This is a genomic window from Sporosarcina luteola (assembly GCF_023715245.1).
In the GTDB taxonomy this organism is placed as follows: Bacteria; Bacillota; Bacilli; order Bacillales_A; family Planococcaceae; genus Sporosarcina; species Sporosarcina luteola_C.
Map to the genome: position 1 here is coordinate 1 of NZ_JAMBNV010000003.1, position 22602 is coordinate 22602.

The 22602-nt window shown below is 44.1% G+C and carries 23 protein-coding genes, 1 tRNA gene, 1 rRNA gene and 1 riboswitch; of the genes, 20 read left to right on the forward strand and 5 right to left on the reverse strand.

Annotated elements, in window-relative coordinates; translation table 11 throughout:
- The first annotated feature begins 33 nt into the window (after positions 1-33).
- From rrf to tsaD, 6 genes are all read left to right on the forward strand, one after another.
- Positions 34-149: ribosomal RNA gene (rrf, locus tag M3152_RS13975) — 5S ribosomal RNA — on the forward strand.
- A 104-nt stretch (positions 150-253) separates the two neighbouring features.
- Positions 254-329 (forward strand) — tRNA-Asp (locus tag M3152_RS13980).
- 151 nt (positions 330-480) lie between these two features.
- Positions 481-933, forward strand: a complete 453-nt coding sequence (gene tsaE, locus M3152_RS13985; protein ID WP_251695937.1) for a tRNA (adenosine(37)-N6)-threonylcarbamoyltransferase complex ATPase subunit type 1 TsaE — start codon at positions 481-483, stop codon at positions 931-933.
- Positions 930-1640 carry a tRNA (adenosine(37)-N6)-threonylcarbamoyltransferase complex dimerization subunit type 1 TsaB gene (gene tsaB / locus M3152_RS13990; protein ID WP_251695939.1) on the forward strand — a complete coding sequence of 237 codons (711 nt, stop codon included), beginning with the start codon at positions 930-932 and terminating at the stop codon, positions 1638-1640. The genes tsaE and tsaB overlap by 4 nt, the downstream gene beginning before the upstream one ends.
- Entirely contained in the window at positions 1633-2082 is a 450-nt protein-coding gene (gene rimI, locus M3152_RS13995; RefSeq protein ID WP_251695941.1) for a ribosomal protein S18-alanine N-acetyltransferase, read from the forward strand. The genes tsaB and rimI overlap by 8 nt, the downstream gene beginning before the upstream one ends.
- Positions 2082-3113, forward strand: coding sequence for a tRNA (adenosine(37)-N6)-threonylcarbamoyltransferase complex transferase subunit TsaD (gene tsaD, locus M3152_RS14000; protein WP_251695943.1), 1032 nt, complete (start codon positions 2082-2084; stop codon positions 3111-3113). Before rimI ends, tsaD begins: the two co-directional genes overlap by 1 nt.
- 330 nt (positions 3114-3443) lie before the next feature.
- Here tsaD and M3152_RS14005 read toward each other — a convergent pair whose 3' ends face one another.
- Positions 3444-5381 (reverse strand): ABC transporter ATP-binding protein, encoded by a 1938-nt coding sequence (locus M3152_RS14005; RefSeq protein ID WP_251695945.1) that lies wholly within the window; start codon positions 5379-5381, stop codon positions 3444-3446.
- Between the two features lie 128 nt (positions 5382-5509).
- Between M3152_RS14005 and M3152_RS14010 the strand changes: the two genes are divergently transcribed.
- The 4 genes from M3152_RS14010 (at position 5510) to M3152_RS14025 (ending at position 8069) form a co-directional block, all read left to right on the forward strand.
- Positions 5510-6163: a redox-sensing transcriptional repressor Rex gene (locus M3152_RS14010; RefSeq protein ID WP_251695947.1), complete on the forward strand. Its 654-nt coding sequence runs from the start codon at positions 5510-5512 to the stop codon at positions 6161-6163.
- Between the two features lie 65 nt (positions 6164-6228).
- Positions 6229-6423, forward strand: a complete 195-nt coding sequence (locus M3152_RS14015) for a twin-arginine translocase TatA/TatE family subunit (protein WP_060205182.1) — start codon at positions 6229-6231, stop codon at positions 6421-6423.
- 17 nt (positions 6424-6440) lie between these two features.
- The gene (gene tatC / locus M3152_RS14020) at positions 6441-7235 is read left to right on the forward strand and encodes a twin-arginine translocase subunit TatC (protein ID WP_251695949.1); all 795 of its coding nucleotides are present in this window, start codon (positions 6441-6443) and stop codon (positions 7233-7235) included.
- Positions 7236-7442: 207 nt separating this feature from the next.
- Entirely contained in the window at positions 7443-8069 is a 627-nt protein-coding gene (locus tag M3152_RS14025; RefSeq protein WP_251695951.1) for a Yip1 family protein, read from the forward strand.
- Positions 8070-8110: 41 nt separating this feature from the next.
- On the opposite strand, the gene M3152_RS14030 is transcribed toward M3152_RS14025, so the two are convergent.
- A complete protein-coding gene (locus tag M3152_RS14030; protein WP_251695953.1) occupies positions 8111-8848 on the reverse strand; it encodes a CPBP family intramembrane glutamic endopeptidase in 738 nt (245 codons plus the stop codon).
- Between the two features lie 246 nt (positions 8849-9094).
- On the opposite strand from M3152_RS14030, the gene groES reads away from it, so the two are divergent.
- Positions 9095-9379, forward strand: coding sequence for a co-chaperone GroES (groES, locus tag M3152_RS14035; protein WP_147059641.1), 285 nt, complete (start codon positions 9095-9097; stop codon positions 9377-9379).
- A gap of 46 nt (positions 9380-9425) precedes the next feature.
- The gene (gene groL, locus M3152_RS14040) at positions 9426-11057 is read left to right on the forward strand and encodes a chaperonin GroEL (protein ID WP_251695955.1); all 1632 of its coding nucleotides are present in this window, start codon (positions 9426-9428) and stop codon (positions 11055-11057) included.
- A gap of 121 nt (positions 11058-11178) precedes the next feature.
- Here the strand turns inward: groL and M3152_RS14045 are convergent, their stop codons facing one another.
- A complete protein-coding gene (locus M3152_RS14045; RefSeq protein ID WP_251695957.1) occupies positions 11179-11700 on the reverse strand; it encodes a cupin domain-containing protein in 522 nt (173 codons plus the stop codon).
- A gap of 256 nt (positions 11701-11956) precedes the next feature.
- A riboswitch (purine riboswitch) is annotated at positions 11957-12058 on the forward strand.
- A 117-nt stretch (positions 12059-12175) separates the two neighbouring features.
- Here M3152_RS14045 and M3152_RS14050 point away from each other — a divergent pair.
- The 6 genes from M3152_RS14050 to M3152_RS14075 all read left to right on the forward strand — a co-directional run bounded on the left by M3152_RS14050 (position 12176) and on the right by M3152_RS14075 (position 19581).
- Positions 12176-13327, forward strand: coding sequence for a BMP family lipoprotein (locus tag M3152_RS14050; RefSeq protein ID WP_251695958.1), 1152 nt, complete (start codon positions 12176-12178; stop codon positions 13325-13327).
- 65 nt (positions 13328-13392) lie between these two features.
- Positions 13393-14970 (forward strand): ABC transporter ATP-binding protein, encoded by a 1578-nt coding sequence (locus tag M3152_RS14055; RefSeq protein WP_251695959.1) that lies wholly within the window; start codon positions 13393-13395, stop codon positions 14968-14970.
- Positions 14963-16114, forward strand: coding sequence for an ABC transporter permease (locus tag M3152_RS14060; RefSeq protein WP_251695961.1), 1152 nt, complete (start codon positions 14963-14965; stop codon positions 16112-16114). Before M3152_RS14055 ends, M3152_RS14060 begins: the two co-directional genes overlap by 8 nt.
- Complete coding sequence (locus M3152_RS14065) at positions 16115-17074, forward strand: ABC transporter permease (RefSeq protein ID WP_251695963.1); 960 nt, start codon at positions 16115-16117, stop codon at positions 17072-17074.
- Positions 17075-17224: 150 nt separating this feature from the next.
- Positions 17225-17782: a DUF4256 domain-containing protein gene (locus tag M3152_RS14070; protein WP_251695965.1), complete on the forward strand. Its 558-nt coding sequence runs from the start codon at positions 17225-17227 to the stop codon at positions 17780-17782.
- A gap of 386 nt (positions 17783-18168) precedes the next feature.
- Entirely contained in the window at positions 18169-19581 is a 1413-nt protein-coding gene (locus M3152_RS14075) for a YfcC family protein (protein WP_251695967.1), read from the forward strand.
- 167 nt (positions 19582-19748) lie between these two features.
- Here M3152_RS14075 and M3152_RS18120 read toward each other — a convergent pair whose 3' ends face one another.
- Entirely contained in the window at positions 19749-20762 is a 1014-nt protein-coding gene (locus M3152_RS18120; RefSeq protein WP_251695969.1) for a transglutaminase domain-containing protein, read from the reverse strand.
- Positions 20681-21457 (reverse strand): hypothetical protein, encoded by a 777-nt coding sequence (locus M3152_RS14085; protein ID WP_251695971.1) that lies wholly within the window; start codon positions 21455-21457, stop codon positions 20681-20683. The genes M3152_RS18120 and M3152_RS14085 overlap by 82 nt, the downstream gene beginning before the upstream one ends.
- Before the next feature lie 202 nt (positions 21458-21659).
- On the opposite strand from M3152_RS14085, the gene M3152_RS14090 reads away from it, so the two are divergent.
- On the forward strand, positions 21660-21863 hold the full coding sequence (locus M3152_RS14090; protein ID WP_251695973.1) for a helix-turn-helix transcriptional regulator: 204 nt from the start codon (positions 21660-21662) through the stop codon (positions 21861-21863).
- Between the two features lies 1 nt (position 21864).
- A complete protein-coding gene (locus M3152_RS14095) occupies positions 21865-22368 on the forward strand; it encodes a hypothetical protein (RefSeq protein WP_251695975.1) in 504 nt (167 codons plus the stop codon).
- The last annotated feature ends 234 nt before the right edge of the window (positions 22369-22602 follow it).

Sequence of the window (22602 nt, forward strand, 5' to 3'; positions counted from 1 at the left end):
TCCGGTTTTGAACGAACAAGAGTCGTTCAATTGTCTGGTGACGACGGCGAAGAGGTCACACCCGTTCCCATACCGAACACGGAAGTTAAGCTCTTCAGCGCCGATGGTAGTAGGGGGCTTCCCCCTGTGAGAGTAGGACGTCGCCGGGCAACCCAATCCTTTTCGATAAGAATGTCTATAGGTTAGAATTGATCAAGTAAATGAATTTGCAGTTAGCGAACCTTGCATTCTATCGGAAAGTATACATATTAATGGTCCCGTGGTGTAGCGGTTAACATGCCTGCCTGTCACGCAGGAGATCGCCGGTTCGATCCCGGTCGGGACCGCCATTTTAATTTAACCTTGTCAACCGATTATGGATTTATTCCAGAGTCGGTTTTTTATTATTTATATTTACAAAAAATCCTCCAAACCTCATAGCTTTCGAAATTGGCGTATTTTCGGTACACTAAAGCAAAGTGGAGATGAAAGGAACATACGATGACTATAGAATTCAATGTTCATTCCCTAGAGGAGACTGAACACATCGCGAATATATTGGCAGGCTTGCTATCGCCTCCAGACGTTGTGACGTTGGAAGGCGATCTTGGTGCTGGAAAAACGACGTTTACAAAAGCGCTAGCGCGTAGCCTTGGCGTCACACGGACGGTGAACAGTCCGACATTTACAATCTTGAAACAATACGAAGGCAATGTCCCTTTCAATCATTTGGATGTCTATCGATTGGCGGACAGTGATGAGGATCTCGGTTGGGACGAGCTGTTTTATGGGGACGCGGTGTCCGTCGTTGAATGGGCACATTTAATAGAAGCTGATTTGCCGGAAGAACGCTTGGATATCCAGATACAGCATACAGGGGAAACTTCGAGAAAGATTGTACTGATTCCTAAAGGGGAACGTTTTGAAAAGATTTGTGAGGCGATGACGTTATGATATGGTTAGGAATAGATACGGCGAACACGCCTTTGTCTGTTGCGATTGTTAAGGACGGAGCCATTTTGGCTGAGGTGAATTCTTCAATGGCTGTCAATCATTCGCTGCGTGCGATGCCGGTGATTGAGGAATTGTTTGCGACGGTGCAGCTGCAGCCTAAAGATATTGATGCGATTGCAGTGTCGGAAGGACCTGGATCTTATACAGGTGTCCGCATCGGTGTAACAATAGCAAAGACATTGGCTTGGACGTTGAAGAAGCCTTTGTTTGGTGTCTCAACCTTGAAGGTGCTTGCCGCGAATGCTTTTTATTTTGACGGGTTGATCTGCCCGATTGTGGACGCGCGAAGGAATAATGTGTACGCAGGGGTATATGAATTCGTGGATGGCGGATTGACCGCCATCGCGGAGGATGGGCATTTTGCGATTGAAAATCTGATGGATGTTTTAGCAAGCAAGGAGCGACCTGTCCTTTTTGTCGGCAAGGATGTTGCCATGCATGAAGAGCTCATGAAGGAAAGGTTACAGGAGAATGCCGTCATTGCTCCGTTCCCGATGCAGCTCCCGCGGGCATCTGCGTTGGTTTTCATCGCGCAGCAAGATGGATTGGAAGAGAATACACATGCATTTACGCCGGAATACCGCCGTATCGCTGAGGCGGAGGCGAACTGGCTGATGCAGCAACGGAAGGAAAAGGGCCGTGAATAACACCATATCATATCGGAAGATGACGTTGGAAGATATTCCAGCGGTCGTTGAAATCGAGCAGGAGGCGTTTGCGACGCCATGGACGCAAGAAGTCTTCGAACATGAGATGACTGGAAATGATTATGCCCATTACATTGTCGCAGTTTCGGATGATGAGGTGATTGGGCATTGCGGGATGTGGGTTGTGCTGGATGAGAGCCATATTACGAATGTGGCGGTGAGGACGCATATGAGGGGCCATGGGATTGGTGAGGCGCTTATGCGGAGGGCGATGGAGTTGTGCAAGGCGAATGAAGTGAGACTGATGACGCTTGAAGTGCGCGTGAGCAATCATACGGCGCAGAACTTGTATCGCAAGCTCGGTTTCCAGGATGGCGGCATACGGAAAAACTATTATACGGACGACCATGAAGATGCGCTCGTCATGTGGGTGGAATTGTGATGGATAAAGATATGTATATACTAGGAATTGAAACGAGCTGTGATGAGACGGCGGCTTCGGTCGTGAAGAACGGACATGAAATCATCTCGAATGTTGTTGCGTCGCAAATTCAGAGTCAGCAACGCTTCGGAGGAGTGGTGCCTGAAATCGCTTCGAGGCATCATGTTGAACAGATTACGCTCGTCATAGAGGAAGCGTTGGCTGTGGCAGACCTTGAGCCTTCTGATTTGGATGCAGTCGCTGTGACGGAGGGACCTGGGCTTGTCGGCGCTTTATTGATCGGCATCAATGCTGCGAAGGCATTCGCGTTTGCCAATGGGTTACCGGTCATCGGAGTCCACCATATTGCGGGACATATTTATGCGAATCAGTTGATGCAGCCGATGAAGTTTCCGTTGTTGGCGCTAATCGTCTCAGGAGGGCATACGGAATTGGTCCTTATGGAACAGCATGGGTCATTTAACTTGATCGGTGAAACGCGTGATGATGCAGCGGGGGAAGCGTATGACAAAGTGGCACGCGTCCTCGGGCTGCCGTATCCGGGAGGGCCGCATATCGATAAGCTTGCGCTTGAGAGCGATGAAGCGGTCGACTTTCCGAGAGCGTGGCTTGAGCCGGATTCGTATGATTTCAGCTTCAGCGGGTTGAAATCCGCAGTGATCAATTATAAGCATAATCTTGAGCAAAAAGGCGAAGAGGTCGTGCCTGCTCATGTGGCGGCGGGCTTCCAGCAAAGTGTCGTTGAGGTGTTGACAGAGAAAACGTTGAGGGCAGCGAAGGAATATGGCGTGAAGCAAGTCATCGCTGCGGGAGGCGTAGCTGCGAATAAAGGCTTGCGCGCTTCATTGGATGAAGTTTTTGAAAAAGAGGGGATACCTTTTTACGTACCTCCAATCTCGCTTTGCACGGACAATGCGGCAATGATTGCAGCTGCAGGTACTTCGATGTTCCAAAGTGGAAAGCTCGGTACGATGGAAATGAATGGCCGACCGGGCATGGAGCTTGCTTCATGGAATAGTGAGAATAAATGAGTAAATGAATGAAGGAAATCGTCGAGTTCTGACGATTTCCGTTTTTATTTGTCCCGAAATGAATCCGACTTGTCAAGAGGGAACATTCGTACTTATGCACAATTGTTGATAAGTTGTGGATAGTTCAAAGATTCGTGTGTATGACCGATTCATGTTTTGGATAACTGTGTTGGTAATCGCTACAGAAAATGTGGATAACGTGGATAACTATGTTCATATCCTATTATATCAACGTGTGGACTGTTGATAAGATTGTGGAAATCAAATGGATGGGATGTCGAAAACGGAAAAAAGCTGTCGAATGGCGTTCATTCCAGTCGACAGCTATTTTTAGGCTTCCAAATTCAATTTTTCGAGCTCTTCCTGCAAATTCAGCCATTCCTCAGAAAGGTTGTCGTGTTGCAGCTGGAGTTCGTCGATCTGTTCCTGCAGCTCCATCAGCTTTACATGATCGTCTGCAAAAACAGGATTCAGCAACTCTTCCTGCAGAACGGAGATTTCGGCATCCAATTTGCCGAGCGACTCTTCGATTTCCGCAATCGCCCTTGTCAATCGGCGCTCTTGCCGTTTAACTTCTTTATCCTCTTCATTCCGCCGGTTCTTCGGCTGGGCTTTTTGATTTGAAGCTGCTTGTTCTGCCTGCAGTTCCTCAAGCTCATTTTTCTTTTCAATGAAGTAATCGTAATCGCCGAGATACTCCGTAACGCCAATAGGGCCGACGTCAATCACTTTCGTAGCAATCCGGTTGATGAAGTAGCGGTCATGGGAGACGAAGAGGATCGTGCCTGGGAAGTCATCCAATGCATTTTCCAACACTTCCTTGCTGTCGAGGTCGAGATGGTTCGTCGGCTCGTCAAGCACGAGCGTATTCGATTTTTGTAGCATGAGTTTCGCTAATGAAAGACGCGCCTTCTCGCCGCCAGATAATGAAGCGACTGGCTTTTCGACGTCTTCTCCAGTGAACAGGAAACGCCCGAGTACTGAGCGGACATCCTTTTCATTCATCATCGGCCACTCATCCCATAACTCATGGAGAACTGTCCCCGTACCAAGGATTGTCGCTTGGTTCTGGTCATAATAACCGAACTGGACATTCGTTCCGTAGCGGATCGTCCCGTCAACCGGCTCCTGCCTTTTGACGATCGTTTTCAGCAATGTCGACTTGCCAATCCCGTTCGGACCGATGATCGCAATCCGGTCTCCTTTGTATGCATGCATGTTAATATGCTTGGAAACAGGTTTGCCGTCATAGCCGACAGCGATGTTATCCAATGTAAGCACATCGTTGCCGCTTGGCCGATCGATTGAGAAAGAAAAGCTTGCGGACTTCTCATCCCCATCTGGCGCATCCATCCATTCCGTCCGTTCAAGCTGCTTCCGGCGGCTTTTTGCCATCTTGGAAGTCGATGCGCGTGCGATATTCCGTTGGATGAAATCCTCGAGCTTCGCTTTTTCGCTCGTCTCGCGCTCATATAACTTCTTGTCCCGCTCATAGTTCTTCGCCTTTTCAACAAGATAGGCGCTATAGTTGCCGACATACTTCGTCACTTTCCGCCTCGACACTTCATACGTGATCGTCACGATCTGATCGAGGAAATAACGGTCATGGGAAACGATGAGGATCGCCCCTTCATAGGAGACGAGGTATTTTTCAAGCCAGCCGAGTGTCTCGATGTCCAAATGGTTCGTCGGCTCGTCCAAGATAAGGAGATCCGGTTTGCTGAGCAGCATTTTTGCAAGCGCCAACCGCGTTTTCTGTCCGCCTGACAACAGATTGACGTTCTTCTCGTAGTCTTCGGGATAAAAACGCATGCCATGCAGGACTGAACGCATATCTGACTCGTACTGATACCCGCCGGAATCCTTGAAGTCAATTTGCAATGCGTCATAATCCTTCATGACCCGCTCGTATTCTTGCGGATTCCCGTAAACGGTAGGATCCGCCATTTGTGCTTCGAGCTTGCGGAGCCTCTTTTCCATTTCAAGTAGCGGCCCGAAAACGGTCAGCATCTCATCCCAGATGTTGAGGGGGGAATCAATGCCCGCGTGCTGTTCAAGATAGCCTACCTGTACATCTTTCGGCATGATGATATCGCCAGAGTCCGCGGACATCTCTCCCGCAATGATTTTCAGCAATGTCGACTTGCCGGCACCGTTCCGTCCAACGAGCGCAACTCTGTCACGGTGCTGCACTTCGAGTCGGACATTATTCAATATGTCAGTTCCTGAGAACGATTTCGTAATTCCATTCACTTGTAATACGATCATTGAGCACACCTCTATTCCACTTTTAGTGTAATCGAATGGGCATGCCGGTGCAATCGTTGGCTTTACTTCAGCACGTATCTGGAGTACGATAAAATGAGCTCATTGCACGTACGTACAGGAGGTAAGAAATGGCTGAATCGACTCCAAGAGTTCCGCAGGCGACGTCTAAACGCCTTCCTTTATATTATAGATTCCTACAAAACTTCGCGAATGCCGGCAAGAAGCGAGTATCGTCCAGCGAATTGAGCGAGGCGATGAAAATCGATGCCGCGACGATCCGCCGTGACTTCTCCCATTTTGGAGCGCTCGGGCGCAAAGGCTACGGCTATGATGTGAACGACCTCCTTTTATTCTTCCGAAGGGCACTGAATCAGGATGAAGAGACGGATGTTGCATTGATCGGCGTAGGAAGCTTAGGAAACGCATTTCTTAAATATAATTTCCAGAAGAACCATAATACGCGTATTGTTGTTGCGTTCGACCCGAAGGCTCCGAAAGAAGGGAAGACGATTAGTAATATCCCGGTGTTTCATCCGGACATGATGGAAGAGAAGATTAAGGAATTGGGCATTAATCTTGTCATTCTCACCGTTCCGACGAGGGCGGCGCAGGAAATTGCGGATCGGATGGTCGATATCGGTGTAAAAGGAATCCTCAATTTCACCCCTGTCCGTCTGACAGCGCCTGACTGGATGCGCATCCATACGATCGATTTGTCGGTAGAGTTGCAGACATTGATTTATTTCATAAAAAATGACGAAAAAGATTCACAAATAGAGTGACCTGTTCAATAGTAATAGAAGTTGTTTTCATGTAAAATGGATTACATATGAAGGAGGTGTCCGAAATGGCTCCAGGAGTAACTAGTTTAATTCTAATCGCAATCATAGCATTGCTCATTTTTGGACCGAAGAAGTTGCCGGAGATCGGAAAAGCGTTCGGCTCTTCATTGCGTGAATTCAAATCAGCGACGAAAGGACTTGTGTCCGATGATGACGACACGGTCAAAAAAGTGGAAGACAAGAAAAATGATGTGCAATAAGTAAGGATGTCTGTCCGATGAAAGAGAAAAATTTAACAGTCATTGAACATATAGATGAAATTAGAAAACGACTGATGGTAATCGTCGTTTTCTTTGTTATTGCGGTAATCGGGAGCTTTTTCATCGCGAAGCCGATCATCAAGTTCCTGCAATCAGAGGCAGGATATGAGGAATTCCATGCGTTCAACGTAGTCGATCCGATAGCCCTGTACTTGAAGGTCATCATCTTCTTAGCGGTCGTCATCATTTCGCCGGTCATCATGTACCAGTTCTGGTCGTTCATTTCACCGGGGTTGCATGAGACGGAGCGCAAAGTGACGTTGAGCTATATCCCGTTCGCTTTTATGCTATTGCTCGTTGGAATTGCGTTTTCCTATTTTGTCCTTGTGCCGTTCGTCATGAATTTCATGAAGGAACTTTCCGCGGAGCTCGGCATAACGCAGACGGTCGGTATTAATGAATATTTCACTTTCCTGTTTCAAATACTGATTCCGTTCGGCGTTATATTCCAGCTTCCGATCGTCCTATTATTTCTGTCGAGACTCGGCATATTGGATCCTGTGAAACTGGTGAAAATCCGAAAGGTAGCATATTTTGTCCTGTTCGTCATTGCGGCATTCATCACGCCGCCGGACATCATGTCGCATTTATTGGTGACTGTTCCCTTGTTCTTGCTTTACGAACTGAGCATCATCATCTGCCGCGTCGGCTATCGAAAATTCCTGAAAGCCGAGGAAAAGCGGAAGCTTGAAGAAATAAAGGCTGAACAGCAACGTCAGATTGATGAAGTGATGGGGAATATGGAGAAATAAACTGGAGTCCCGCTTTCCGGGTGTTGGGAGCGGGATTTTTTAGTGGAGTTTGGATAGTCAGAAAGTCCCGAAATGAGCGCAGCTATATGAAAGTTGCGCAAAACTTGTTGAATTCACTTAGTAGATTGTAATGAAATCCCAGTATGATTCCAGTATGATAGGTAGTGAAGGACTTACATATACATAAGAAGTAAAGGGGGAACAAACATGAATCCATTGATATCCATATGGAGCCAGCCGACGAAGACGCTTCAATACATGCTTGAGAAGAAGTCGGTTGGATACGGATTTCTCATTTTTTTATTAGGATCAATTAGCACGGGTGTTATCTCTACGGCAACAACAGGTTGGTTTAATGGACTGCCATTGTTTATAATTGTTTTCATGTCAATTGTAACGTCATATGCCGGAGCATTGCTCGGATGGGTGGTTGTGTCCGCGCTGTATACATGGATTGGGAAATGGCTTGGGGGGACTGGGAAGTATTCCGAGATGATCCACGTGACGCCAGCCGCAACAATACCGATGATCTGGCTCGCTCCGATGAACATCCTTATTCTTGCTATATACGGCTCACGCTTATTCGAAGTGCCGACGGAGAACTTTGGAATCACTAATCTGCCGCTTGGGGTTTATTTCTTAATGAACCTTATCTCAATAGGAGTGAGTATTTACGGGACGGTAATTTCTTGTAAGGGAATTGGGCTTGTCCATAATTTCTCAGCATGGCGCGGATTCGGTGTCGTTGCAATTCTAATGGGTATTGGCATAGTTCTTGCGATCGTATTCTCACTAATTATCGGTCTTGCTCTCTTTTCATTTTTTATGGCTTAGGATGAAGTAAAAACGGCTTCCCGCGATGGGGAGGCCGTTTTTTATTGCATAAAATGAATAAATGTTTGCTGAAGATTTTTTTGCCATTGCTCAAGCTTCTCATAATTCAGCTGGACGATCATAACGAAACCGTTCATGAGGAAGTGGGCAATCATTGGTGCCCAAATGCGCTTCGTATGATGGTAAATGAATGCAAACACCATTCCAGGCGCCATATAGATGAGAAGATGCTGAAGTTCTCCGTGGACGGCCGCGAATACAATACCGCTTACAATCGCCGCGATCCAGAAATTCGTCTTTGTATAAATGCCTCCGAATAAAACCCTTCTGAAAATGATCTCTTCCAAAAGCGGTGCGAAGATGACGATTGAAAAGATGATGATCGGCGACAGTTTGGCGACTTCGCTCAGTAAAGCGGTATTTTCAGAGCCCGGCTCGATGCCTAGAGCGATTTCGATGATGCCGGCAATCATTTGCCCAGCCATCGCCATGAAAAATCCTAATACTCCCCAGAGGATTGTCATCAAAGGCGTCGCTTTCTTCCCTTTGAAAATATCCCAAAACCGTTTGTTCCGCGTTGTCATGAAGAGGATGATCGGTGCGGCGATCATGTTGGTAATAAACAGCGCCCAGGCGAAGCCGTAAAATGCCGCGTCTTCCTTTTCCATGCCGGCGGTGTTTTGAAAGTAGGTGAAGAATCCTTTCGAGACAGGAATGCTTCCGAACTGCATTGCTATGTATAAAAGAACGATCGAAATAGAGATTTTCCAGTTTTTCATTGCCAACTTCCTTTCTTCTATTGTCCATTTTAGCCTTTCTAAGAAGACAAGCAAAGTGAAAAGGGTATTACGGTTTGAGACTGTCTGCACGCGTAGATAGGGGGCGGCTGACATTTTGTTTTATCCTATCTTCAGCGAGTATTTTGCTTGCAATTTTTGGGCAACTTTATTATGATTAGAAATGTATTAGCACTCTTGATTGATGAGTGCTAAATAGAAGATAATTTGTCGAGGAGGGTGTTTCACTTGTTGAAACCATTAGGTGACCGTATCGTAATCGAACTGATCGAAGCAGAAGAAAAAACGTCAAGCGGTATCGTATTGCCGGATTCTGCAAAAGAGAAACCGCAAGAAGGAAAAGTTGTAGCGGCAGGTACTGGACGAGTTCTTGAAAACGGCCAGCGTGTTGACCTGGAAGTAAAAGAAGGCGACCGCATCATCTTCTCAAAATATGCTGGAACTGAAGTGAAATATGAAGGCAATGAATATTTGATCCTGCGTGAAAGCGACGTTCTGGCTATCATCGGTTAAGTCGCCCTTATAAATAAGTACACGAAAAAACAGGAGGAATTCATAAATGGCTAAAGAAATTAAATTTAATGAAGACGCGCGCGGCGCAATGCTACGCGGTGTAGATACACTTGCTGACGCTGTTAAAGTGACGCTTGGACCAAAAGGACGTAACGTCGTTCTTGAGAGAAAATTCGGTTCACCGCTTATCACAAACGACGGTGTAACGATTGCAAAAGAAATCGAGCTTGAAGATGCATTCGAAAACATGGGTGCAAAACTCGTAGCAGAAGTCGCTTCCAAAACGAACGAAATCGCTGGTGACGGTACGACGACTGCAACTGTTCTTGCGCAGGCGATGATCCGTGAAGGCTTGAAAAACGTAACAGCTGGTGCAAACCCTGTCGGCATCCGTAAAGGAATCGAAAAAGCGGTTGCAACGGCAATTGAAGAGTTGAAAGGCATTTCCGATGAAATCGAAAGCAAGCAGGAAATTGCACAAGTTGCAGCTATTTCTTCAGGCGACGAAGAAGTCGGCGAATTGATCGCTGAAGCGATGGAGCGCGTCGGCAACGATGGCGTCATCACAATCGAAGAGTCGAAAGGCTTCACGACTGAGCTTGATGTTGTAGAAGGTATGCAATTCGATCGCGGCTACGCATCTGCTTACATGGCGACAGACACGGACAAAATGGAAGCGGTTCTTGACAACCCATATATTTTGATCACAGATAAGAAGATTTCGAACATCCAAGAAATCCTGCCGGTTCTTGAGCAAGTCGTTCAACAAGGCAAGCCGTTGTTGATGATTGCTGAAGACGTGGAAGGCGAAGCACTTGCAACACTCGTTGTGAATAAACTTCGCGGTACATTCAACGCAGTAGCTGTTAAAGCACCAGGATTCGGCGACCGTCGTAAAGCGATGCTTGAAGATATCGCAATCCTTACAGGCGGGGAAGTCATCACGGAAGACCTTGGCCTAGATCTTAAATCCGCTGACATCAATCAGCTTGGACGCGCTGCGAAAGTCGTTGTCACAAAAGACCATACGACAATCGTTGAAGGAAATGGAGATTCACAGCAAATCGCTTCACGTGTCGGCCAAATCCGTGCGCAACTTGAAGAATCAACTTCCGAGTTCGACAAAGAGAAGCTGCAAGAACGCCTTGCGAAACTTGCTGGCGGCGTAGCAGTTATTAAAGTCGGAGCGGCAACTGAAACAGAATTGAAAGAGCGCAAACTTCGTATCGAAGACGCATTGAACTCTACTCGTGCGGCTGTCGAGGAAGGTATCGTATCCGGTGGTGGTACAGCGCTTGTGAACGTATATTCAAAAGTTGAAACACTTCTTGAAAGCACAGAAGGCGATGTCGCAACAGGCGTGAAAATCGTTCTTCGTGCACTTGAAGAGCCAGTTCGCCAAATTGCGAACAACGCAGGCCTCGAAGGCTCTATCGTTGTTGACCGCCTGAAACGCGAAGAAGTCGGCATCGGCTTCAACGCTGCGAACGGCGAATGGGTCAACATGATGCAAGCGGGTATCGTGGACCCGACAAAAGTTACTCGTTCTGCACTTCAAAATGCAGCATCCGTGGCGGCAATGCTCCTATCTACAGAAGCAGTCGTAGCAGATATCCCGGAACCAGCTGGAATGGGCGGCGGCATGCCTGACATGGGCGGAATGGGCGGAATGATGTAACAAGAAAAGCGCAAGCGGCTTGCTTAGCCCCGACACCTCGAGGGGCTAGCCGATTGAGTTGGATATAGAAAGCTCCTCATAAGTCAGTGGACTTGTGAGGAGCTTTTTTTCATTCTATTAGTCAGTCTGGAATTATCTCATAAGCCATCTTTAAGATGACGTCTTTATGTTGAGGATATTTCAGTAAAAGCTCTTCCTGTGTAAACAACTCAAAGTCCTTGTACTCAAAACCAGGCGAAACCATACATCCGACTAAAGAGAAAGTATCCGGATCCATCACTGATGATCCGAAAATAGTGTTTTTTGGAACTAACGCCTGTGGGACTTCTCCTTTATCCAAATTCAACCCTAATTTAATTTCTTTATACTCCCCATTTTCCTCAATCACATGAATGGTTAGAGGACTTCCCGCATGATAATACCATACTTCATCAGATTTCAAACGATGGAAATGGGAGATGTCTTTCGAAGTTAAGAGAAAGTAAATACTCGTATAGAGCATGCGTTTCCCCTCGAAATTCATCGTTACTTCTTGATCGGAAATCGTTTCGGTCGAATGGAATGATTGTTTATAATAACCGCCCTCTCGATGTGGAGTTAGTCCAAGTTTGGATATGAAAAATTGTGGATCATGGCTGTTCACTTCTACATACCTCCGATTGTTTTAATTACAATACCAATTTACTCCTTCATTGCTACATCTACTCTGAAGGATTCCCTAATTGTACAAATTAAGAAGACTGGTTACAAACATTTAAAACTTTAAAAAGGAGGATATTACCTATTTTTATGGCAGGTAATTCTACCTGTTTATACAATTAGCGAACGATGTTAAGATTTTTTAATAAATCATTCGTATTATTATTGACACCCCCAATTCCGGGTGTTATTATTGGGTAGTAAAAATTGAATAATATTCTCGTATAACATTGGGGATAAGGCCCAAAAGTTTCTACCAAGCTACCGTAAATGGCTTGACTACGAGGTTGTGTATATAACAATGGAAATAAGCATCCTATTATTTCTATTGTCTACCTTCCTGAAGTCAAGCACCGGTATCTACTCGGTGCTTTTTTAATTTTTACAAAGACAATATTTCACAGGGAGGATCATTTCAAATGACGAACAGTACAAAGAAAATAGCAATGGTATTAGTCCTTGCTTTCATGACTGTTGTTATGGCCGCGTGCGGAAATAACACAGCTAATAAAAAGGAAGATAAGGCTGGAGCTGGCGAAGAAGGCTTGAAAATTGCAATTGTAACAAGCCCATCTGGCGTAGATGATGGCAGCTTCAATGAAGATAACTATAACGGCATTTTGAAGTTTATCGAAAATAATCCAACTGCAACAGTAAAGTCAGTTAAAGAACCAACAGGCGATCCAGCAGCTGCTGTACAAGCAGTTGCCGATATCGTGGCGGATTATGATGTAATTGTTACACCTGGTTTCCAATTTGCTGGGGTTTCGAGCATCGCTGTAGAAAATCCGGATAAGATCTTTATCATGAATGACACTGAGCCAGCTCCAGTAGATGGCCAAACTGATTTCGACAATATTTATGCAATGAATTTCGCCGAGCAGGAAAGTGGTTTCTTTGCGGGAATGGCTGCAGCACTTGAAACGAAGACAAACAAAGTAGCGGTTGTAAATGGGATCGCTTATCCTTCAAACGTAAACTATCAATTCGGTTTTGAATCAGGCGTTAATTATGCCAATAAAGTTTATGGGAAAAATGTTGAACTCGTTGAACTATCTGGTTATGCAGGAACGGATGTAACGGGTGCTGATGTAGGTGGTAACTACGCAGGATCCTTTGCGGATGAAGCGACTGGTAAAGTAATCGGCAATGCATTGATCAAACAAGGTGCAGATATTATTTTCGTTGCTGCAGGCGGGACTGGTAATGGTGTATTCACAGCAGTTAAGGAAGCGAAGGGCGACGTGAAAGTAGTTGGGGTGGATGTTGACCAATATGATGACGGTGCAACTGGTTCTAAAAATATCGTGTTAACTTCCGGCGTGAAATTCATGGCGATGAACATTGAAAAGGCATTGAATTCTGTTGCTGATGGATCCTTTAAAGGCGGAAATGTAGTTCTTCATGCAGATACAGATTCCACAGGTTTTATTAAAAAAGAGGGTCGTCACCAATTATCTGAGGATACGCTAAGCAAATTGAATGAGGCGTATGAGCTAGTGAAAGATGGCACAATGGTACCTGCATCCAATTTTAATGAACATACTCCAGAAAAGTTTCCAGGACTATAAGATGAATTAGCAACACAATACCGGTAGAAGTTTATCAGTTCCCTGCGAATAAATGGGAGGGAATGATGAACTTCTATTATTTTTCCGATGATGTGAGGAAGGAGAACAGTATGTCTGATTATATCGTTGAAATGAAACATATTACGAAACGTTTCCCTGGAATCGTAGCAAATGATGACGTATCCATTGGCATTAGGAAAGGTGAAATTTTTGCCTTGCTTGGTGAAAATGGTGCAGGCAAATCAACATTGATGAGTATTCTGTGCGGGATGTACGAACCCGATGAAGGAGAAATCTATATTCGGGGAGAGAAGGTACAAATCAGTTCGCCGAACCACGCGGCAAATCTTAACATCGGAATGGTCCATCAGCATTTTAAGTTAGTCGATGATTATACGATTACAGAGAATATCATTTTAGGGGTTGAGCCCACCAGCAAATTCGCCGGTCTCTTTCCTTACGTAGGTATTCGAAGTGCTAACCGTAAAATTGAAGAACTGTCCAAAAGCTTTGGTTTGGAAGTGGAGCCTACGAAAAAAGTAGCCGATCTTACCGTTTCCATGCAGCAACGTGTTGAAATTTTAAAAGTGCTCTACCGTGAAGCTGAAATCCTTATTTTTGATGAACCAACGGCAGTCCTAACGCCACAAGAAATTGATTTTCTCCTCGGTATTATCGAAGGTCTCCGAAATAGTGGAAAAACAATCATTCTCATCACACATAAGTTAGAAGAGATTAAGAAAGTGGCCGACCGATGCGCGGTATTGAACAAAGGTAAATTGATTGATGTGTTGGATGTGAAGACAACATCGACGAATCTTATGGCTCAATTAATGGTCGGTAGGGAAGTAAGCTTTGAATCTGAAAAAGCACCTGCTCAATTTAAAGAAGAAGTATTGAAAGTAGAACAGTTAACCGTGAAAAATGAGGACGGATTTGAAGTAGTCAAAGACGTTTCCTTTACGATACGCAGTGGCGAAATATTCGCGATTGCAGGGGTCGCAGATAATGGCCAAGTTGAAATAGCGGATGCCATTGCCGGTTTAGTAAAGGCGAGCGGCGGAAAGATCTTCCTCAATGGGCAGGACATTACGAATGACAGTATACGAAACAGAACTGAATCCGGAATCTCGTATGTACCTGAAGATCGTCAACGATTTGGACTGTTTTTGGATTTTGATGTAGCGACGAATTTAGTATCAAAGCAGTATTACAAAGAGCCGTTTTCGAATAAAGGAATTCTGAATAAACAGGAATTCGATCAATTTGGCAGTCAGTTGATTGATAAATATGATATTCGAAGTGGACAAGGGATTAAGACGCAAGTTCGTTCGATGAGTGGCGGCAACCAGCAAAAAGCAATAATTGCCCGTGAGATCGAATTGCAATCCCCGCTTATGATTTTCGTTCAGCCAACACGGGGAGTAGATATCGGTGCGATCGAAAACATTCATAAGATGATTATCGAACAACGCGATCAAGGAAAAGCGATCTTACTTGTTTCGTTAGAGCTGGACGAAATTATGAATGTAGCGGATACAATCGGTGTTATCTATAATGGCCAATTTCAAAAGATCGCAAGCAGTGAATCATTAACGACAAATGAAGTCGGCGAATATATGATGGGGGCAAAGCATGAGTAAGGATAAAAAGAAAACAAGTCTACGTTATCGTCTGATTTGGCCACTAAGAAATGAAAAATGGCAACCAATCAGCATTCCGGTTGCCTCTATACTAGTCAGTTTCATAGCTGCGGCGATTATCATCCTGTTGCTCGGTAAAAATCCGTTCCAAGCATTTTACAACTTGTTCCAAGGAGCAGGAATCTTGCCGAAGCCAACGTACGCCGGCTACAAGAGCATGTTTACCGACTTTTTGCAATTGCTGAACGCCATGACGCCAATGGTATTTGCCAGTCTGGCAGTGGCCGTTGCCCTTAGAGCAGGACTATTTAATATTGGGGTTTCCGGTCAAATGCTATTCTCCGGGTTTTTAGCGACCGTTATTGTCGGTTACAGCGGGTTGGATGCTTTTATTGCAAAACCGCTTGTATTGCTGGTCGGAATGGTTGCCGGCGGCTTGATGGGTGGATTAGTAGGATGGCTAAAATATAAATTTAACATTCATGAAGTCGTAACGACGATTATGTTCAATTACATTGCCCAATACGTCATAAGCTTCTTTATTCATATGTATTATATTGATCCGATTTCAAGACAGTCTAAATATATTACGGAAGCAGCGCGATTGACGTTAGTAAATGTTGAGATCGCAAACTTGAAAATGAATATTCCATTGGGCTTTATTTTGGCCATCGCAATCGCGATTATCATCAAGTTTCTTATGGACAAAACAGTTGTTGGTTTTGAAATTAAAGCAGTAGGATCCAACCGGGATGCGGCGAAGTATACAGGAATAAAGGTCGGTAGCAATACGGTCTTAGCCATGGTCATTTCAGGCGGTTTAGCCGGTCTGGCAGGTGTGACGTATTATTTAGGCTATTTTGGTTCCATACAGCCAAAAGTGTTAACAAATATCGGTTTTGACTCCATTGCGGTGGCACTATTAGGAAACGCTCATCCAATCGGGATTATTTTTTCATCTTTCTTAATATCGATTATTGACCAAGGAAGCACGTATATGAGTTCACAGGCTGGAATCAGACAAGAAATTGCTTCTGTGATCATCGGGTTAATCCTATTGTTTAGTGCATGTGGTGCGTACGTGAAACATAAAGTCAGCCGCTTGAAGGAAAAAGAAGTGGATCGAAAGGACAGTGAATCATAAATGGATACGATTATTATTGATGGATTATCCTTTGCTCTACCTCTTTTTATCATGGCGATCGGCGGTATATATAGTGAGAAAAGTGGGATTACCAATTTAGCGCTTGAAGGCTTTCAAGGGTTCGGTGCATTCATCGGAGCTATGTCAGCTGTTTTGATCGCAAATGCTTCTGGAGCAGCTATTGAGGATATGTTCTACGTGGCGTTACTGTTTGCGATGATTGGCGGAATGGGATTTTCCATTATTCATGCTGTACTAAGTATTAAATTTAAGGCAAATCAAGTCATCAGCGGTGTCGTCATTAATATTTTGGCGTTAGCCCTAACGACATTCTTAACAACACAGATCAATGCCCTCGTATTCGGAGCGGCTTCGGACAAGTTCCGATTAGGTGTATCGGAGCGATTTACGATTGACGGTTTAGCCAATATACCTGTGGTTGGTGCGGTATTTACGAATGTGTATCCGTTCCAAGTAATCATCGTTGTCATTGCTATTTTTGCATGGTATGTCTTATATAAAACAAAGTTTGGATTGCGCCTACGAGCGAGTGGGGAAAATCCTCAATCCGTTGATGCAGCAGGTGTAAGTGTATCGAAAATACGGTTTTCTGCGGTTCTTATATCAGGACTCTTATCAGGTCTCGCTGGTATGTGTTTTGCCTATTCCATTTCAGCCCAATTTTCTTCAGGCATTTATATGGGATATGGATTCTTGGCGATTGCAGCGTTAATCTTTGGTAACTGGAGAATCCTGCCGACGTTGGGAGCTTGTCTTTTATTTGGTTTTGCTAAATCGGGTGGCATGTTTATTGCCCAGTCGATGGCATTACCAAGTAGTTTCACTGATTTATTCATGATTTTACCGTATGTAGTAACGTTGATGTTATTGATCTTTTTCTCTAAATCAAATCGAGCTCCAAGAGCGTTGGGCGAAATTTATGATAAAGGGAAGAGATAATTCAACTTTCCAAATTAGCTTTATCAAATATGAAGAAGCTTCTCTTTAGTCATATTGACTTTTGAGGAGCTTCTTTTTTGGTGATATTGTTTATAGTATCATTGTAGTTAGGTACTTTCACTTAGGATAAAATAGAGGGGATATGACCAAATGAATAAAGAGCTGACAAGCGAACAACGTGAACAATTACTCGACGTATTGAAAGCCCGTTTCGAGAAAAATATACATCGGCATGGAGGTCTTGAATGGGAGAAAGTCCAAACGAAATTGGCTGCAAATCCGGAAAAACTTTGGTCGCTGCATGAAATGGAAAGAACCGGCGGAGAACCTGATGTTGTGGAATATAATCTAGAGAATGACGAATACATTTTCTATGATTGTTCAGCGGAAAGTCCTAAAGGCCGTAGAAGTGTTTGTTACGACCGTGCAGCATTGGAGGCACGGAAAAAACATAAACCGGAAAATAGCGCTATGGATATGGCGACTGCAATGGGCATTGAACTGTTAACAGAAGAACAATATCGAACACTGCAGAGACTTGATAACTTTGATAAGAAAACATCTAGTTGGGTGCAAACACCTGCTGATATTAGAGAACTTGGCGGTGCTATATTTTGCGATTATCGTTATGGCAAAGTATTTTTATATCATAACGGTGCGGACTCGTATTACGCTGCAAGAGGGTTCCGTGGCTCACTGAGAGTTTGATTATTGGGATGGCAAGACATTGTCATTATTAGTTAAGGGGAACCGTTATTTATCGATACACAATAATTACGGCAGTGTGAGAGGCTGACTCTTTCAGATTTCTATAATCTGACGGGGTCGTTTTTTTATACTCAAAATTGAATATCAGATAAATTAACGTAATTTTGCGTAATTCATGCACAAGCATTTGTGCATTGTTGACAAAACGGAAATTTCTGTTGTGTTACTTCAACAATGTAATTGTATTTTATTGGCTACAAGGTCTAACGACTCTTTCGTAAGGAGCTTGTATAATAAGGCTGAGATACATGAAACAACAAAACTACGGGATACTAGTAGATTCATTAGTAGTCTGTAAAACACAAACTAAGTTTGGAGGTTTCAATATGACAAAGGAAAAGGGCAATAAAAAGAAGTTTCAACTTCCTCATATTTATGTCATTCTTTTTACATTCAGTGCGCTTGCAGCAATTTCGACGTACTTTATTCCTGCAGGTCAGTTTGACCGTGTGCCAGGTCCTGACGGAAGAACATCGATTGACCCGAACTCATTTACAGAAGTCGACGCTGCACCAATTGGCATAGCTGATTTCCTTACTGTTATTCCGCGGGGACTGATTGATGCGGGTGAAATTGTCTTTTTCACGTTTATTATCGGTGGTATGTTCGCGGTGCTGAAGACGACCGGAATCATTGAAGTGGTCGTGGACAGGATGGCAAACCGTTTTGCGAAAAACAGTATTTTGCTCATACCGATTTTAACAACAGTGTTTGCGATTGGGGCAACATTAATTGGAACCCCTGAGCTATCGCTCGTTTATATCCCTGTGATCATGCCGTTAATCATTGCTTTGGGGTATGATTCCATAGTGGCCGCATCGATTGCTCTTGTCGGTACGGTCGTCGGGTTTACTACTGGGGTTTTAAATCCGATTAACGTAGGATTATCGCAAAAGATTGTCGGTATCCCGGTGTTTTCAGGATTGCCGCTTCGTTTAGCTCTATTTATTGTTTGTGTATCGGTGGGAGTCTTCTTCATCATGCGCTATGCAAAAAAGGTTCAGCAGAATCCTTTACACAGTTATGTGTATGAAGATGACCAAGAAAAAAGGCAACTTTACAAGCAGAGAGATAAAATTGAAGCGAAAAGCATGAACAAAAGACAGCAATATGCTTCAGTTGCTGCACTCCTCTTCCTTGGCTTCTTAGTGTATGGTGTGCTTCAGCACGGTTGGTTCATGGTTGAGATGGCAGGATTATTCATCTTTATGGGGATTGTTGTTGGCCTGATTGCCGGACTGAACGCTACCCAGATTTCAAACGCTTTCACGGAAGGATTCCGAGATGTGCTTATGGGAGCCATTATTATTGGGCTTGCCCGATCTGTCGCTGTTGTGCTTGAAGACGGACAAATTATGGATACGATCGTTTACAGCCTCGGTTCAATGGTCGGTGAGATGCCATCTGTTCTCGGTGCAGTAGGGATGTATCTGGTCCAGTTGGCCATTAACTTTATTATCCCGTCCGGAAGTGGACAGGCCTTAGTCACGATGCCGATCATGGGGCCACTTTCAGACCTGCTCGGCGTAACAAGACAGACAGCTGTACTTGCGTTCCAGTTCGGAGACGGCTTTGCCCATATTCTATTTCCTACATCTGGTTACTTTATGGCTGCACTCGTTATTGCCGGTGTATCTTGGCAAAAATGGATTCGTTTCTATATGCCGCTATTCCTTGTGTTCTCAGCAATTGGGATTGTCACATTAGTGGTCGCTCAACTGATTCAATACACAGGCTGAATTGTGTGGGTGCCTGTGCAGCACACTATTCAGATAATGCACTACAATTGCATAAAGTGAAACGAAGAAGCTGATCAAATAAGGATTTGATCAGCTTCTTTCCGTATTTATATAAATAGTGTTGAATTGTCATAAATGGGTGTTGCACAGGCACCTGTCATTCAAAATCAATATTGCACACCATGCCGGGAATGCGTCTTGAATGCTTCATCATTTGGCTCGAAGTAATCTTCTGTGTATTTCGCTACGAATTCACCATTGGCGATGTGGCCCGCACCCCATGTCGGGTCCATTGTGAGCCATTCGCCATCCACTTTAACTTCCACCCATGCGTGTCGGGAGAAATTGAAGCCGGACCCGGCCGTTCCTGCTATATATCTTGCTTCCATGCCTGACGCGCGGAGCAAGGCGAGGGCGAGATACGTATAGTCCTGGCAAATCCCTTTTTCAAGCTGTAACACTTTTAACGCACTATCATCCCATTCAAACTCGCTGTTTTTCTGTTTTTGTACATCATAGGCAATTGACTTAGCCGTAAATTCATAGATGGCTTTAGCTTTCTCGCGATCTGACATATCTTCAGTTATGAGCTCTTTCACAATCGCGATAATTTCAGGGGCATCGGATTGAACTCCACGTGATGGCAGCACATCACGTTGGTCCTCCGTTGCTGTACTTTTTACTGTGAACTTGGCTACATCATAATAATAAAACTTAGCACTGTTTTTCTCTTTTATTTTCGGAACACTAACGGTAACGTCATAGGTTCCAGGTCCAAAGCGCAAATAGAATTCATCGTCGAATTTGTAATTATCGACGGGAATAACGGACAGCGCCTCGTCGCCATCTTTTTTCGTCGTAATATAAAGGTGTGTCGTCTCTTTTGCAAATGGGGCATCTTTGTCGATACTGCCTTTTATGCGATACGTTAAATTGGTTTCTTCGCCGCCGGCTGTCGGATAGGTGAGATTGACGCCTCGTTCCTCATATGTCGTCATGTACTTGATCGGTTCAGTGACAAGGTCGGATTCATTATCGATATAAAGAATCGTTCCCTCTTGAAAATAATTGTTTCTCTCCTCGTCAGGAACGTAGACTTTTAATTGATGGACACCTTTTCCGTAAAATAAAGGGACATCATACGCGAATTTGCCGTTCTTACTGTTATTATGTGCTTCCACGTTTCTCCGTCTTTTTTGAGTTCAAGCATCAGTTGTTCGTTTGGTCCTTTGATGGAAGGGATTTCTCCTTTGAGTGCGAAGATCTCGCTTTCTTTTACATAACCGCTATCCGGAGCCTCAAGTGATAATCCTGCTTCTTGGGCAAAGGGGGTGTATGTAAGGTCTCGGTGGATCGCAGGGTTGACGTTGAAAACAGTGAATTTTGCAAGGTCATAGTAATAATTTTTCTGTTTCGTACTCGGGAGCATTACGGAAACTTGGTATTCTCCCTCTCCATTGAACAGCCTTACGTCCTGTTTAAATTTACCATCTTTAATTGGCGCATAGTATTCCATCGAGTCATCGGAAAGCGCTTCTCCTGTATATCTAATTTTGATCCATACAAAGTCTTCTTGTAATTGGTCCTGATTCTCGACCGTTCCTTCAATGGTGACAATTTCATTTACCGCGAAGTTTGTGTGGGTTGGTTCGAGTAACGCAGCGCCGACTTCCTCGCCGTAGGATGTCAGTTCCAATGGCGTCATTTCAAGTTCAGCGTTTTTCTTTTCCACTGCCGCTTGATAATCAATCTTCTGTTCCTGCTTTTTTTGCTCGGACGTTGGCTGCGGTTCTTTTATGGCTGCAGACTTATCCGAGCATGCTCCTACTAAAAGCAGGCATAGCATTGAAACAATTAGTATATGGTTTTTTTTCATAGAGATCAGATTCCCCCTTGGAATTTTTCGGTATCTATACTATAGCAAGTTTTCGCAACTAAATCTTAGGCCTGTCGATTGAGGTATTAAGTACTGTTTAACAAGTTGGTTGAACCGATATTGTTAATTACCCCTAACAAAATGTTAATAAAACTTTACATAGTGTTAAGAATAACATACATTAGAAGTAGGAGGAATTGACATGCTGAATAACAAGGTTCGAGAGTTGCGTGCCCGTCATGAGTATACGCAAAGCGATCTCGCCAAAATGGTTGGTGTCACGCGGCAAACGATCGGCTTTATTGAAAAAGGAGAGTTTTCTCCTTCGGTCACGTTGGCCCTGAAAATTGCGCAAGCATTCCAATGTGATATGAACGAAGTATTTTGGTTGGAAGGGGAGGAATGAAATGAAAGGCGATATGAGGTATACGTATCCGATCTGGCAAATGGGGTTCATATTATTGCTGATTGCACTCACGACGATAATTGGATTCACCTTGGATTATGAAATATCAAATGGTACGGATAGCTTCCTGTTTCAGTTTAGTTTGGAGGGCGTCGGGTTTTGGTGCCTTGCCGCTTGGCTCGTCCTCTTAGTTATCTATCTACTTATATTTGGCTGGAAAATGCATCATCATAATAAGCGGAACCCGAGTCATCAGCTGAAAATCATGACATTAAAACCGCAGGAATATATGGAGGATGACGAATTGTTTGAGGAAGTCACAAGACGGGCAACACAGAAAGTCTATTCTTACTTCACGGTCGCACTCCCGTTCCTAGCAAGCTTATTTCTGATTTTACCGATTGGGAAGTTTGGTATGCTGAACGCATTGCTATTGATTGCGTTTGGACAATATTTTATTTATTACCGATCCATTCGGCAGTATATGGAAAAGGATGCCGAATAACTAGGGGAGAAGTAGGTTCATGAATAAAGAAAATGGGTTTATGGGGTTATTTCCTCATTCGGATGACACAACAGTTGATGCTGCCTACAAGTCTTAAATTGTTTGGGTGCCTGTGTAGCACACAATTCAGATAATACACTGCAATTGCATGAAATAAACGAAGAAGCTGATCATCTTTGGTCAGCCTCTTTTTGTAGTTATATCTACTTTGTTGAGTTGTCATAAATGTATGCC

Bases quoted from the DNA above. Each gene is read 5' to 3' on its own strand.
- tsaE (WP_251695937.1), top strand. From the start codon at position 481: ATGACTATAGAATTCAATGTTCATTCCCTAGAGGAGACTGAACACATC.
- tsaB (WP_251695939.1), top strand. From the start codon at position 930: ATGATATGGTTAGGAATAGATACGGCGAACACGCCTTTGTCTGTTGCG.
- tsaD (WP_251695943.1), top strand. From the start codon at position 2,082: ATGGATAAAGATATGTATATACTAGGAATTGAAACGAGCTGTGATGAG.
- M3152_RS14005 (WP_251695945.1), bottom strand. From the start codon at position 5,381: ATGATCGTATTACAAGTGAATGGAATTACGAAATCGTTCTCAGGAACT.
- M3152_RS14010 (WP_251695947.1), top strand. From the start codon at position 5,510: ATGGCTGAATCGACTCCAAGAGTTCCGCAGGCGACGTCTAAACGCCTT.
- M3152_RS14015 (WP_060205182.1), top strand. From the start codon at position 6,229: ATGGCTCCAGGAGTAACTAGTTTAATTCTAATCGCAATCATAGCATTG.
- tatC (WP_251695949.1), top strand. From the start codon at position 6,441: ATGAAAGAGAAAAATTTAACAGTCATTGAACATATAGATGAAATTAGA.
- M3152_RS14025 (WP_251695951.1), top strand. From the start codon at position 7,443: ATGAATCCATTGATATCCATATGGAGCCAGCCGACGAAGACGCTTCAA.
- M3152_RS14030 (WP_251695953.1), bottom strand. From the start codon at position 8,848: ATGAAAAACTGGAAAATCTCTATTTCGATCGTTCTTTTATACATAGCA.
- groL (WP_251695955.1), top strand. From the start codon at position 9,426: ATGGCTAAAGAAATTAAATTTAATGAAGACGCGCGCGGCGCAATGCTA.
- M3152_RS14050 (WP_251695958.1), top strand. From the start codon at position 12,176: ATGACGAACAGTACAAAGAAAATAGCAATGGTATTAGTCCTTGCTTTC.
- M3152_RS14055 (WP_251695959.1), top strand. From the start codon at position 13,393: ATGAACTTCTATTATTTTTCCGATGATGTGAGGAAGGAGAACAGTATG.
- M3152_RS14060 (WP_251695961.1), top strand. From the start codon at position 14,963: ATGAGTAAGGATAAAAAGAAAACAAGTCTACGTTATCGTCTGATTTGG.
- M3152_RS14065 (WP_251695963.1), top strand. From the start codon at position 16,115: ATGGATACGATTATTATTGATGGATTATCCTTTGCTCTACCTCTTTTT.
- M3152_RS14070 (WP_251695965.1), top strand. From the start codon at position 17,225: ATGAATAAAGAGCTGACAAGCGAACAACGTGAACAATTACTCGACGTA.
- M3152_RS14075 (WP_251695967.1), top strand. From the start codon at position 18,169: ATGACAAAGGAAAAGGGCAATAAAAAGAAGTTTCAACTTCCTCATATT.
- M3152_RS14085 (WP_251695971.1), bottom strand. From the start codon at position 21,457: ATGAAAAAAAACCATATACTAATTGTTTCAATGCTATGCCTGCTTTTA.
- M3152_RS14090 (WP_251695973.1), top strand. From the start codon at position 21,660: ATGCTGAATAACAAGGTTCGAGAGTTGCGTGCCCGTCATGAGTATACG.
- M3152_RS14095 (WP_251695975.1), top strand. From the start codon at position 21,865: ATGAAAGGCGATATGAGGTATACGTATCCGATCTGGCAAATGGGGTTC.